The following is a 12735-nucleotide window of genomic DNA, read 5'->3' on the forward strand; positions in this document are numbered from 1 at the left end:
GAGACCACGACGCCACTCGGACAACCGACAAGCCGCGCGGACGCCGAGAAACCACCCGGGCAAACAAGAAGCCGCCCGCACGACCAAGAAACCACCCGGACAAACGAGAAGCCGCCCGCACGACCAAGAAACCACCCGGACAAACGAGAAGCCGCCCGCACGGCCAAGAAACCACCCGGATAAGCGAAAAGCCGACCGGACGACCGGGAAGCCAGCAGGACGACCGAGAAGCACCAGAGAGGAACAGAACCCCAACCCGACACAACCACCCAGCAACAGCGCCGCTGATGACACCCGATCCCCTGATGACGCCCGGATCCCTGATGGCACCCCGGTCCCCGACACACCATCAAGGGATGTTGGAATGCAGACATGACGCTGGATCACCTTGTCTACGCCACTCCCAACCTCGACACCACCGTGGCCGAGATCGAGCAGCAGCTCGACGTACAGATGGTGGAGGGCGGGCGACATCCAGGGCTCGGCACCCGCAACCGGCTGCTCGGCCTGGGCGGCAGGGCGTACCTGGAGATCATCGGCCCGGATCCGGAGCAGGAGCCGCCGACCGGGCCGCGTCCGTTCGGCATCGACACGCTCACCATGGCACGGCTGGTGACGTGGGCGGCGGCGGTGACGGACATCGACGCGGCGGTCGCCCGTGCCCGCGAGCGGGGCTACGACCCCGGCGACCCCCAGGACATGTCCCGCCACACGCCCTCCGGCGAGCTGCTGAGCTGGCGGCTCACCCCACCGTCCAAGGCGGGCCTGGTGCCCTTCCTCATCGACTGGGGCGCCACCCGCCATCCCACGGAGACGGGCCTGCCGACGGTCGAGCTGACGTCGTTCCGCGCCCGCCATCCCGACCCCGAGGCGATACGCCGCGACCTTTCGGCCCTGGACGTCCACCTCGACCTCGACCTCGACCACGGCACCACCCCCACCCTCACCGCCGTCCTGAGAACCGACCGCGGCTCCCTCACCCTCACCTGACCCAGCACCCGGGCCCGACCCCGTTCCGTCCACGGGTGACCTTGCAGGCAGCGCGGAACTCCTCAGGTTGGTTTCGACCGCCTACCTGCAGGCGGACCGTCGGGACCGAGGACCGAATCAGGACTCAGTGCTGGGGTTGGAGTTGGGGTTGCCGTGCCAGCTGCGCCAGAGTGCCGCGTACGAGCCGCCCGCCGCGACCAGTTCGTCGTGCGAGCCCAGCTCCGTGATCCGGCCGTCCTCGACAACCGCCACCCGGTCGGCGTCGTGGGCGGTGTAGAGGCGGTGGGCGATGGCGATGACCGTGCGGCCTTCCAGGACGGCGGCCAAGGAACGTTCGAGGTCGCGGGCGGCCCGGGGGTCGATGAGGGAGGTGGCCTCGTCCAGGACGAGGGTGTGCGGGTCGGCGAGTACGAGCCGGGCCAGCGCTAGCTGCTGGGCCTGAGCTGGTGACACGGCGTGGCCGCCGGAGCCGACCTCGGTGTCCAGGCCGTCGGGCAGGCCCAGCACCCAGTCGAGGGCGTCCACGGCCTTGAGCGCCGCGACGACCGCGGAGTCCGCGGCGTCCGGGCGGGCGATGATGAGGTTGTCGCGGATGGTGCCCTTGAACACGTGGTGTTCCTGGGTGACGAGGGCGACCTGGCCGCGCAGCTCGTCGAGCGGCAGCTCCACCAGCGGCACGCCGCCGACGGTGACGGACCCGGTGCGGGGGCCGTGGATGCCGGCCAGCAGCCGTCCGAGCGTGGACTTACCCGCCCCCGACGGCCCCACCACGGCCAGCCGCTCCCCCGGCCGGACGGTCAGGGACACGCCGTGCAGCACGTCGCGCCCTTCCCGGTAGGCGTACCGGACGTCGGAAGCGCGCAACACGTTCTCGTCGGATTCCGGCTCACCGAGACCACTCTCGCCCGACGCGCCGCCGGGCTCGTCCGCCGACCACCCGCCGGCAGCCGCCATCACGTGTCCGTCCAGAGTGCAGTCCTGCTCGCCTGCCGACTGTCCGGCTGAAGCCTCAGGTTCGCCGGAGGCGGTCGCCGCTCGGTCAGCCGTGGCAGCGGCCGCAACATCAGCGGAGGCGAGGGCAGGGGTTGTGCTGTTCAAGGCGGTCGCCGGGCGCGTGGCGGCGGTCACAGCACCGGTGGCAGCGGCCGCAGAACCAGCGGAGGCGAGGGCGGGGACTGTGCTGCTCGAGGCGGTCGCCGAACTCGTGGCGGCGGTCACAGCACCGGTGGCAGCGGCCGCAGAACCAGCGGAGGCGAGGGCGGGGACTGTGCTGCTCGAGGCGGTCGCCGAACTCGTGGCGGCGGTCACAGCACCGGTGGCAGCGGCCGCAGCGCTGGTGGCAGACGTCCGGTCGGCGGCGGCTGCGGCCGGGGGCGCACCGACAGCAGAAGTGTCGTCGGGGGCGGAAACGGGACCGGCGCCGATGCTGCCGAGCGCGGCCGACACACCAGTGGCGGTGTCGTGCGAGGCTGTCGCCGATCCGGCTGCGATGCCCGCGCCAGCGGCCGAGGACGTGGAGCTGCCGGTTGCAGGCGTCGGACCGGTGGCGACGGTCGCTGCGTCGGCAGCGGTGCTGGCGGCCGGGGTGGTCGTCCCCACGCCGGCGGCAAGAGCCGCAACCGAGCCAGTCGCCCCAACTCCGGCGGTGGGGGTTGTGGCAGGGCCAGCGGGCGAAGTGATCGATGCTTTGGGGTGGCGGTCATTCGGGACGTTGGAGACGCCCAGGAGGCGGGCCATCGACGCGCCGCCCACCTGGAGTTCGTCGATCCACATCAGGAACCGGTCGAGCGGGTCGATGAGCTGCTGGGCGTAGAGGGCGGCGGTGGTGACCTGCGACAGGGTCACCCAATCGCTGGTGTAGAAGAGGCCGCCGACGAGGAGGGCGGCGACGACGGGGATGACGTAGCCGAGCTCGACGGCGGGATACCAGGTGGTGCGCAGGCCGAGCGTGTAGCGTTCGGCGGCGTACGAGCGGGCGATGTCGCGGTCGGTACGCACCCGCCGGCGCTCGCGCAGGCCGAGCGCTTCGACGGCCCTGGCGCCTTCGATGGTCTCGGCGAGCCCTTCGGTGATGTCGGCGTAGGCGGCGTTCTCGCGCAGGTAGCCGTCGCGGGCGCGGGCGAGGTACCAGCGGGTGGCGATGTAGAGGATGGGCCCGGCGGCCAGCATGGGGAGCATGAGCAGCGGGCTGACGAGCAGCAGCGCGCCGACCGTGATCACGAACGTGACCATGGCGATGAGGGTCTCGGGCACGGCATGGCGCACGGTGCGCGACAGGGCGTCGACGTCGCGGGAAGTGCGGGTGATGAGATCGCCGGATCCGGCGCGTTCGACGGTGGACAGGGGCAGGGAGAGCACCCGGTCCACGAACTCCTCGCGCAGCTCGGCGAGCACCTTCTCGCCGAGTTTGGCGGAGGCGAGCACGGCATACCGTACGAGGACGCCCTGGAGCAGCAGGAACGCGCCGATGGCGGCGGCGACGAGCGGTACGTTGACGGCGACGCCGTACTGGACGTTCTGCACCAGCTCGCCGAGCTGCCACGGGGCGAGCAGGCCCGCGACGGCGGCCAGGCCGTGCAAGAGGAGGGCGACGCCGAGCTCGCGCGGGTATTTGAGGGTGAGCCGCCTGGCGTAGGCGCGCACCTGTTCGCGGTCGGCGACCGGCAGGATCTCGCGTGCCATGGGTGTTCAGTTCTCCCCGCGGGTCACGGTCGCCGCGTACGCGGGCGAGCAGTCGAGCAGCTGCCGGTGCGTGCCCTCGGCGGACACGCGGCCGTCTTCGACGTGGATGACGTGCTGGGCCCGGTCGAGCACGAGGGGGCTGGTGGTGCAGATCAGCGTGGTACGTCCGGCGCGCGCGGCGGCGAGGCGTTCGGCGATGCGGGCCTCGCTGTGGGCGTCGACGGCGCTGGTGGGCTCGACGAGGATGAGCACTTCAGGGTCGGCGAGCAGGGCCCTGGCGAGCCGCAGCCGCTGCTGCTGCCCGCCGGAGAACTCCCGCCCGGCCTCGGCCACCTCGGTGTCGAGCCTGTCGGGCAGGGCTTCGACGATGTCGGTGGCGCAGGCGGCGTGCAGGGCCCGGTGGATGTCCTCGTCGGTGGCCTCGCCCCGGACGTCGAGCTCGTCGCGGAGGCGGCCGTTGAACAGGCGGGCGCCGTTGTCTGCGACGAGGATGCGGGCGCGTACTTCGTCGACGGGGAGGGTGCGCAGTTCGGCGGGACCGAAGGTGACGTCGCCCTCGGTGTAGCGGCCGAGCCGGTCGGCGATGGCGGCGGCTTCGTCGGGGGTGGCGGCGGCGAGGGCGGTGAACGAGCCCGGCTGGAGGGTGACTCCGCTGTAAGAGTCGCGCAGTACGCCGCCCGGGCTGCTGCCGTTGCCGCCGGTGACCTCGGGGCGGATCGACAGGATGCGGATCACCCGGCCGGCGGCGACGTGGCCCTTGGTGAGCTTGTCGGCGGCCTCGGTGAGGGTGCGCAGAGGGCCGATGAGGAAGACCGCGTACAGGTAGAAGGAGACGAGCTGCCCGGTGGGGATGTCGCCGGCGACGGCGACGTTCGCGCCGATGCCGGTGACGACGGCGATGAGCAGTCCTGGCAGCACGATCTGGGCGCCTTCGAGTACGGACTCAACACGCGCCACGTGGACGCCCGCCAGCCGCACCTCCTGGGACTCCTCGCGGTAACGCTGCGCGAAGACCTGCTCGCCCCCGACGCCGCGCAGCACCCGCAGCCCGGCGACGATGTCGGCGGCGCGGGTGGACAGCTCGCCGGTCAGCTCGCGCTGGCGGCGCTGGCGCAGGTGCAAGGGGCGGAGCAGGGGCCAGACGGCGAGAGCCATGACCGGCACCCCGAACAGCACGAGCAGGCCGAGCGGCAGCGAGGTGGACAGGAGGATGACCGTGACGGTGACGATGGCGACGACCGCGCCGCTGCCGCGCAGCAGGATGTCGATGCTGCCGCCGATGTGGGCGATGTCGGAGTTTCCGACGCTGACGACCTCGCCGGTGGACAGGCGTTTGGGCAGCGTGGCGCCGAGCCTGGCGGCCTGCCGGGAAGTGAGCTGGACGGTGCGGTACGCGGCGGCGAGCCAGTTGTAGACGGCCATGCGGTGCCGCATGATCCCGCTGAACGCCTGGACGAGACCCAGCCCGGACAGCACGGCCGACCACATGATCAGCGCCGAGGTGTCCTTGGCGGTGACGGCCTGGATGCCCTGCCCGAGTACGGCAGGCATGAGGGCCTGCACCCCCCACCACAGGACTCCGAAGCCGATGCCGAGGAGCAGGGAGGGCGCCTGGCGGCCGGCGTTCCACCACAGGTAGCGCAGCGGGCTGCGGATGTCGGGCACGCCGGGATCGGCCTCAGGAAGGGAGCGCATAGCCCGACCACCTTGACAAGACGTCACGTGGACCGGCAAACCGTTTTCATCCAGTTACACGGACAGCCTCGCAGGGGTCCTCCCGGCGATCTTTACATGGTGCTCATCCCGCCCGGAACGCCTTTCACCGCGCTCTTCCCGTCCAGCCCCGCAGCACGTGAGATTTCCGGCTTATTGGGCGATTTGTTCCGTTCTTACATCGTGTATCGAGGCCGCCCGGATCGCGCGCCGGAGCGCCCGGCAGGGGTACGGGTAGGCGAGAATCGACCCTTGTGAAGCACGGGTACACCAACAGCACGTTCGGCGACGGCGCCCTGGTCGTGAAGTGCTACCAGGGTCCCGAGGCGGCCTTCAGGCTGACCACCGAGAGCCGCTACCTGCGCCGCCTGTGCGGCCGCCTGCCCGTCCCCCGCGTCCACCAGGTCACCGCCACCAGCCTGACCACCCGCTACGTCGACGGCCTGCACGGCCAGGACCTCCTCGACGAGGGGCGGGCCGAGGAGGTGTTCACCGAGTGCGGGCGGATGCTGGCCCGCATCCACCGGCTGGGCATCGTCCACGGCGACTACGGGCCCCAGAACATGCTGTTCGACCCGGCCACGTACGAGACGGCCGCGATACTCGACTGGGAGTGGGCGCACCCGGGGCGGCCGGTCGAGGACATCGCCTGGGTGGAGTGGATCGTCCGCAGCCACCACCCCGATCACGTGCCGCTGCTGCCCCGCTTCTTCGCCGCGTACGGCGAACCGGCCCCCGCCTGGCCCGAGCGCCACGCCGCCATGATCGACCGCTGCCAGGCCCTGCTCGACTTCTGCGCCCGATGGGAGCCGGGCGGCGAGGGCGAGAAGCTGTGGCGCGAACGCCTCGACGCCACCACCGCCTGGAACGAGTGACCCCACGGCCGCGCGCCACCGCCGCCTGGACGGAGTACCCCCGCCCAGGCCACAGGTTGTGCGGTTTTGTCGGTGGCCTTTGCTTAGGTGCGGGCATGACGGAAAGCGTGATCCTTGTCCTCGGCGCCACCGGCTCCACCGGCCGCCGCGTTGCGGAGATCCTGCGGGCCGGCGGGCACACCGTGCGGGCCGCGTCCAGGAGCGGCGAGACCAGGTTCGACTGGTCCGACCCCGCCACTTGGGAGCCTGCCGTCACCGGCGCGTCGGCCGTCTACCTCATGGCGCCCGACGGCGTCCCGATCGACTCCGAGTTCGTGTCGCTGGCCGTGAGCCGCGGCGTCGAGCGGGTGGTGCTGCTGTCCAGCGGCGCCATCGAGGCGATGCGTGACGAGCGCCTGCTGGCCGCCGAGCGCACCGTGCGCGGCTGCGGCGCGGCGTGGACGATCTTGCGACCGAGCTGGTTCGACCAGAACTTCGACGAGGGTTTCCTGCGGCCCGCGGTGATGGCGGGCGAGCTGGTGCTGCCGCTCGGCGAGGTGCGGCAGGCGTTCGTGGACGCGGGCGACATCGCGGCGATGGCCGCGGCGGCGCTGACGCAGGACGGTCACGCCGGCCGCTCGTACGAGATCACCGGCCCGCGCGCGCTGTCGTTCGGCGAGGCCACGGAGATCATCGGCCGCGCGATCGGCCGTGAGGTGCGCTACCGGGGCGGCGAGGAGGACTACATCGCGGTCAACGAGTTCGCGGAGGAGGCGATCGAGGCGGCGAAGGCGTTCGCCGCGCTGCGCGCGCTCGGCGATCAGCCGGCCTCCGACGCGGTCGAGCAGGTGACGGGACGCCCGCCGAAGTCCTTCGAGTGGTACGCGCGGGAGGCCGCCGCCGCAGGGGCCTGGCGCTGAAACCGCCGAGCGGGAGCCTGCCTCGCCGGGACCGCCCAACGGGGGCTTGCTTCGCTGGGGCCGCCGGCCACCCATGCGGGCGGCGCCCCACCAACAGCCTGACCTGGCGTTTCGGCGCGCCCGTACGGCGATCGCCCCCGGGCGCGCAACCCCCCGAACCGTAAAATAGGTGGGAAATCCTCTCTGGTCACGACACACTGATCACGACTCAGTGAGGAGATCCCTTTCATGCCGAACCAGCCCGCACCCAATCTGCTGTCGTGGGCCAGCGAGATCGACGAAGGCGCGATCATGCAGGCCGCACGCACTGCCCGCCTGCCGTTCGTCGCCGGTCACGTCGCTCTCATGCCGGACGCTCACGTCGGCATCGGTGCGACGGTCGGCTCGGTGATCCCGACCGAGAACGCGATCATCCCCGCCGCCGTCGGCGTGGACATCGGCTGCGGCATGGTGGCGACCGAGACCACGCTCACGGCCGCCGACCTGCCCGACTCGCTCGCCGCGCTGATGCCGCTGGTCGAGCGGCGCATCCCGGCCGGCGTCGGCAAGGGTCACGACGATCCCGGCATCGACCGTACGCTGAGCGACCTCGGCCTGCCCCACACCGACCTCAGCCCGAAGCAGACCAAGAAGGTCGCCGACCAGTTCGGCACCCTCGGCTCCGGCAACCACTTCGTCGAGGTCTGCCTCGACGAGCGCGACCGGGTCTGGACGGTGCTGCACTCGGGTTCGCGCGGCATCGGCAACCAGCTCGCCCAGTACCACATCACGAACGCCAAGAAGCTGATGAAGAAGCAGCAGGTCGGGCTCGAAGACCCCGACCTGGCCTACCTGGTGCAGAGCACGCCGGAGTTCACCGCGTACATCGAGGACATGCTGTGGGCGCAGCGCTACGCGATGGCCTCGCGCGCACGGATGGACCGGGTGCTGATCGACGCGCTGTTCAAGGTCGTCGGCAAGGGGCAGCGGGTCAGGACGATCAACTGCCACCACAACTTCACCCAGCAGGAGACCCACTTCGGCAAGTCGTTGTGGATCACCCGCAAGGGCGCCATCAAGGCCGACCGCGGTGACGAGGGCGTGATCCCGGGGTCGATGGGCACCCGCTCGTACATCGTGCGCGGGCGCGGCAACCCCGACTCCTACAACTCGTGCTCCCACGGCGCGGGACGCCGCATGTCGCGGACGAAGGCCAAGCGTGAGCTGTCGGTGAAGTCGCTGACCGAGGCCATGAGCGGCCGCACCTGGAACGCCGACCGGGCGGCGGCCCTGGTGGACGAGCACCCGGACGCGTACAAGCCGATCGACCAGGTCATGGCCGACCAGCAGGACCTGGTCGAGGTGCAGCACACGCTGCGCCAGATCTTCAACTACAAGGGGTGAGCCGGTGGCGATGCCGAAGAAGGGCTCGCGGCGCATCACCGTCGACGGCGGTGACTACCGCTGGCGGGTGCGCCGCAAGCCGTCCTCCTGCCAGGGCAACGCCTGGACGCCGCTGACGTTCTCCGTCGAACGGACGGAGGCGCCGGGCAACCTCCTGGTGGTGTCGCTGCCGTGCGCCCGGCCGGACAACTGGCTGGGCCGGCGCACGATCCCGGTCACGCCCGCTCTGGTGGCCGCCTCCATCAGGCGGGCGCTGGAGCAGGGCTGGGACCCCGGACGGCCGGGGCGCGCCATGAGGCTGGAGGTCACCGAGGACGACCTCACCGCGTTCCTGGGCGGGCCGCCGGACTACCTGATCCCCTTCTTGTGGGGTTTCATCCGGGAGCGTCCGGCCTCCGCCTGAGCAGGCGCCTGAGCCGCCGCCCGGCCGGGCAGCAGCGGGATGAGCGCCAGGACGATGGCGACGGTGGCGAACGAGATCCAGAACACGCCGCGCAGCCCGCTCATGGTCCCGGCCGCGGTCTGGACGACGAGCGTGACGACGGCGACCCCCAGGGCGGCGCCGAGCTGGTTGAGCATGTACAGCACGGAGCTGCCCTGGGCCACCATCGGCCCGGGGAGCGTCCGGTAGAGCGAGCCCATGGTGGGCGCGCTGAAGCAGCCGCTGCCCAGGCCGAACGCGAGCGCCGCCAGCGCGGGCCACACCTCGGGCGTGCCAGGTCCGATCAGCGTCAGCCCGTACGCGCTGAGCAGCGCCACGACCGCGCCTCCCGTGGCCAGGCCGCGCGCGCCCAGCCGGTCCGACAACCGGCCGGCCAGCGGCATGGCGATGGAGCCGCCGAGCCCGAGCGGCGCCATGAGCAGCCCGGCCGCGAGCACGCCGTGCCCGTGCGCCTGCTGGTAGTACAGGGGCAGCGCGAAGAGACCGGCGTACAGGCCCATGCCGCCGAGCCCCATGATCGTGACGCTGGCGGTGAAGCCGCGGCTGCGGAACAACCCCAGGTCGATGAGCGGGCGCTCGCCGCGCCGGGCGTGCCCGCCGTACGCGACGAGCAGCGCGGCCCCCGCGACCAGCGGCAACAGCACCTGCCAGGCCCCGAACCCGCCCTGCTCCGCCGTCTGCGACAGCCCCAGCACGACGGCCGCGAACCCGGGGCCGAGCAGCGCGAGGCCCAGCACGTCGAGCCGCGCGGGATCCGTGCCCTCCTGCGGGTCGGGTGGGATCACGCGCACGGCGAGCACCAGCGCGACGGCTCCGACGGCCACGCTGAGCAGGAACATCGCCCGCCACGACAGCGATCCGAGTATCGCCCCGCCGGCGATCGGCCCGAGTACGGGTCCGAGTGACAGCACCACGCCCATGAGGCCCATCACGCGCCCGGCCCTGCGCGGTCCCGCCGCCCTGGCGAGCAGGATCAGCACGAGCGGGTCGAGCAGGCCCGCGCCGAAGCCCTGCACCACCCGGAACGCGATCAGGCTGCCCACGTCCCGCGCCAGCCCGGCGGCCAGCGATGCGGCGATGAACACGCCGAGCCCGGCGAGCCACAGCCGTTTGCCGCCGTACCGGTCGACGGCCCAGGTGGTGAACGGGATGGTGGCCGTCACCGCGAGCAGGAACCCGGTGGACGCCCAGCCGACCGTGCTCAGCGAGGTCGTGAAGATCGAGGCCAGGCTCTCGGTGGCGACGGCGGCCATCGTGCTGTTGAGGATGCCCAGCATGCCGCCGAGCAGCACCACGGCGATGGTGGCGAGCAACCGCCCGTCCATCCGGCCGTCTTCATTTGAACTCATGGGTTCAACGTAATGACCTCATCCGTCTGAACACAACCCTCTCGTTCACCGATCTGAACTCTTGAGTACAATCGAGGGCATGAGCACCACTCGCGGCCGGATCGACAAGCGCCAGGCGATCCTGGAAGGCGCGTTCACCGTCTTCGCCCGTGAGGGCTACGCGCAGGCGTGCGTGCAGGCCATCGCCCGCGAGGCCGGGGTGGCCAAGCCGACGGTCTACAACCACATGACCGACAAGGCCACGCTGTTCCGGCACTCCCTGGAGGCCGCCGCGCGGGCCGTGCTCGACGAGCGCATCGCCGCGCTCGAACCGCTCGCCGACCCCGGCGACGACCTGCGCGCCGCCCTGCAGCAGGCGGCCGGCCGCCTGCTCCGGCTGCACACCGACGGGCGCTCATGCGCGCTGCGGCGGCTGCTCTACTCCGAGGTCACCCACTTCCCCGACATCCTCGACATCGTCAAGGACAGCGGGCCCGACCGGCTCACCCGGGCGCTCGCCGACCGGCTGGCCAGGCTCACCCTCGCCGGCCGCCTCCGCGCCGGCGACCCCGACCTCGCCGCCGAACAGTTCCTCGCGCTGCTGCTCGGCCCTCTTGAGGCCCGCACCCAGCTCGGCACCCGGACGCTGCCGGAGGCGGAGCTGGACGCCATGGCGCAGGCGGCCGTCGACGCGTTCGCCCGCGCCTGGGACGTCTCCTGACCTCGCCCCGCTAAGGGCGCCACCGCCCAGCCCCTTCGTTCGGATCACCGTTCTTCCTGACACTGGGAAGTGGTCCGAACCGCCTCATCGTTACCGGCGCACCGGGAGAAACCCGGGCCTTCAGTCGCCTGAGTAGAGCCGCCGCAGATCCACCAGCTCCACGTCCCGCCGCCCCCGCGCCGCCTCCACCAGCTCGCCCGTGAACCCTGCCCTGGCGAACAGCAGCAATTTCGGCGGCGCGTCCACCTGGGCGTCGGGCAGCAGCGCGCGCAGATGCTCAAGCCGCTGCAGCTGCGGAACGTCCATCGGAGTCAGCGTGCCCTTGGCCTCGCCGATGGCGATGATGCGGTCGGCCTCGGACGCGTTCGTCTCGGTGACCACGAGATCGAGCTCGTGCCCGCACCGGTGCGCCCGGCAGCTCACCTCGCTGGGCCGCACGGCGCTCGCGAATCCGCCCAGCGTGTCGGCCGAGGCGTGCAGGAAGCACCACTCGCGGGCGAGATCCTCGAAGTGCGGGCCGTAGATCTTGGACGCCACGGTGTCGGCGCTCGACCGCCAGACCTGCTCCGCCTTGCCGGCGACCAGCTCGGGCTCCCGCCGCTGCGTGACCAGCTGGTGCAGCCGGACGATCGGCTCGGCGATCTTGAAGACGCTGCGCTTCTGCCGCAGGGCGTCCTCCACCTGCTCGACCAGCCCGATGCCGCGCAGGCCGGAGAGCAGGTGGCCCAGCGCGCTGACGGGCCGTCCCAAGGCGGCGGCGATCTCCGTGCGGCGGTGGTTGCCCGCACTGATGGCGGCCAGGACGGCGGCGTACGAGGTGGGGTCGGCTATCGACGGCTCCTCCCGCAGCAGCAGCCCGCCCTCGCGGAACATCGCCGACGCCGGGTTCAGCAACCGGCGCTGCACCCAGCCGTCGAAGGCGTCGACTCCGTCCGGGCCCGAGCCACCGCACATCTCCCGGTACGCGGGAGTGCCGCCGACCAGCGCATGGACCCGGAAGGCCAGCTCGGGATCCTCCGTCAGCCCCCAGAACGCACCCGCGTCCCTGAACCCGAAGGGCCGCACCACCAGTTCGAGCACCGCCCGCCCGCGCAGCGGTGCTCCCCCGCCCAGCAGCTCGGCCATCGTGGTGAGCGCGCTGCCGCACAGGATCAGACGCGTGCGGGTCCGCTCCTTGGCGTGCCCCGTGGGGCTGAGCGCCTGCTGTAGATACGACGGCAGCGCCGGGGTGGCGGCGATGAGATACGGGAACTCATCGATGATCACGGGCACGGCGCGCTCATCGCCGAGGCGCAGCAGCTCGTCGAGCCCTTCCCGCCAGTCGCGGAACGACACCGGCTGCCGCAACCCGCGATGGGCGGCGTAGGCTGCGCCCAGATCGGCGAGGTTCTGCGTCTCGCTCTGCTGGGTCGCCGCGAACAGCAGACCGCCCGTGGCCTGGGCGAGGAGTTCGAGCATGAGCGTCTTGCCCTGGCGGCGCCGCCCGTAGACCAGGCCAAGCGTCGCGCCCTCGGTGGGCGCCTCGACGAAGTCGGCGAGCGCCGCCCACTCCTCGTCCCGCCCGAACAACCGCGCCGGCTTGTCCATGATGGCCCCTTATTGACGCTGAGAATGATGGCTGCAACTATAATAGGTATAACAATCATTGCTAGCCCTGCCATCTACTGCTCGTGACTATCGGGGTTCGGGGCCGAGGCTCCGG

Annotated in this window: 9 protein-coding genes and 2 pseudogenes; 6 read left to right on the top strand and 5 right to left on the bottom strand. The window is 71.6% G+C overall.

The features are described from left to right. The first annotated feature begins 372 nt into the window (after window positions 1-372). Complete coding sequence (locus ACFMQL_RS08810) at window positions 373-990, top strand: VOC family protein (protein WP_364068946.1); 618 nt, start codon at window positions 373-375, stop codon at window positions 988-990. A gap of 117 nt (window positions 991-1107) precedes the next feature. On the opposite strand, the pseudogene ACFMQL_RS08815 reads toward ACFMQL_RS08810, so the two are convergent. The 3 genes and pseudogenes from ACFMQL_RS08815 to ACFMQL_RS08825 form a co-directional block, all read right to left on the bottom strand. Next, window positions 1108-1878: pseudogene (locus ACFMQL_RS08815) on the bottom strand (ABC transporter ATP-binding protein); the annotation flags it as partial. Window positions 1879-2787: 909 nt separating this feature from the next. Continuing rightward, window positions 2788-3672, bottom strand: a pseudogene (locus tag ACFMQL_RS08820) (ABC transporter transmembrane domain-containing protein); the annotation flags it as partial. A gap of 6 nt (window positions 3673-3678) precedes the next feature. Continuing rightward, window positions 3679-5367: an ABC transporter transmembrane domain-containing protein gene (locus ACFMQL_RS08825; RefSeq protein ID WP_378785195.1), complete on the bottom strand. Its 1689-nt coding sequence runs from the start codon at window positions 5365-5367 to the stop codon at window positions 3679-3681. A gap of 272 nt (window positions 5368-5639) precedes the next feature. Here ACFMQL_RS08825 and ACFMQL_RS08830 point away from each other — a divergent pair, with 272 nt between their 5' ends. From ACFMQL_RS08830 to ACFMQL_RS08845, 4 genes are all read left to right on the top strand, one after another. Next, entirely contained in the window at window positions 5640-6260 is a 621-nt protein-coding gene (locus ACFMQL_RS08830) for a phosphotransferase (RefSeq protein WP_378785197.1), read from the top strand. A gap of 95 nt (window positions 6261-6355) precedes the next feature. Further along, window positions 6356-7159, top strand: a complete 804-nt coding sequence (locus ACFMQL_RS08835; protein WP_378785198.1) for an SDR family oxidoreductase — start codon at window positions 6356-6358, stop codon at window positions 7157-7159. A gap of 228 nt (window positions 7160-7387) precedes the next feature. After that, window positions 7388-8542, top strand: a complete 1155-nt coding sequence (locus ACFMQL_RS08840) for an RtcB family protein (RefSeq protein ID WP_364068936.1) — start codon at window positions 7388-7390, stop codon at window positions 8540-8542. A 4-nt stretch (window positions 8543-8546) separates the two neighbouring features. After that, entirely contained in the window at window positions 8547-8945 is a 399-nt protein-coding gene (locus ACFMQL_RS08845) for a hypothetical protein (RefSeq protein ID WP_364068934.1), read from the top strand. Here the strand turns inward: ACFMQL_RS08845 and ACFMQL_RS08850 are convergent. Beyond that, complete coding sequence (locus ACFMQL_RS08850) at window positions 8891-10333, bottom strand: DHA2 family efflux MFS transporter permease subunit (RefSeq protein ID WP_378785201.1); 1443 nt, start codon at window positions 10331-10333, stop codon at window positions 8891-8893. The two genes, ACFMQL_RS08845 and ACFMQL_RS08850, sit on opposite strands and share 55 nt — an antisense overlap. 79 nt (window positions 10334-10412) lie before the next feature. On the opposite strand from ACFMQL_RS08850, the gene ACFMQL_RS08855 reads away from it, so the two are divergent. Beyond that, the gene (locus ACFMQL_RS08855; protein ID WP_364068930.1) at window positions 10413-11033 is read left to right on the top strand and encodes a TetR/AcrR family transcriptional regulator; all 621 of its coding nucleotides are present in this window, start codon (window positions 10413-10415) and stop codon (window positions 11031-11033) included. 120 nt (window positions 11034-11153) lie between these two features. On the opposite strand, the gene ACFMQL_RS08860 is transcribed toward ACFMQL_RS08855, so the two are convergent. Continuing rightward, on the bottom strand, window positions 11154-12620 hold the full coding sequence (locus ACFMQL_RS08860; protein ID WP_378785203.1) for an ATP-binding protein: 1467 nt from the start codon (window positions 12618-12620) through the stop codon (window positions 11154-11156). Between the last annotated feature and the right edge of the window lie 115 nt (window positions 12621-12735).

This window comes from Nonomuraea fastidiosa (genome assembly GCF_042751225.1).
Taxonomy (GTDB): Bacteria; Actinomycetota; Actinomycetes; order Streptosporangiales; family Streptosporangiaceae; genus Nonomuraea; species Nonomuraea fastidiosa.

Bases quoted from the DNA above. Each gene is read 5' to 3' on its own strand.
- ACFMQL_RS08860 (WP_378785203.1), bottom strand. From the start codon at position 12,620: ATGGACAAGCCGGCGCGGTTGTTCGGGCGGGACGAGGAGTGGGCGGCG.
- ACFMQL_RS08850 (WP_378785201.1), bottom strand. From the start codon at position 10,333: ATGAGTTCAAATGAAGACGGCCGGATGGACGGGCGGTTGCTCGCCACC.
- ACFMQL_RS08835 (WP_378785198.1), top strand. From the start codon at position 6,356: ATGACGGAAAGCGTGATCCTTGTCCTCGGCGCCACCGGCTCCACCGGC.
- ACFMQL_RS08825 (WP_378785195.1), bottom strand. From the start codon at position 5,367: ATGCGCTCCCTTCCTGAGGCCGATCCCGGCGTGCCCGACATCCGCAGC.
- ACFMQL_RS08810 (WP_364068946.1), top strand. From the start codon at position 373: ATGACGCTGGATCACCTTGTCTACGCCACTCCCAACCTCGACACCACC.
- ACFMQL_RS08840 (WP_364068936.1), top strand. From the start codon at position 7,388: ATGCCGAACCAGCCCGCACCCAATCTGCTGTCGTGGGCCAGCGAGATC.
- ACFMQL_RS08855 (WP_364068930.1), top strand. From the start codon at position 10,413: ATGAGCACCACTCGCGGCCGGATCGACAAGCGCCAGGCGATCCTGGAA.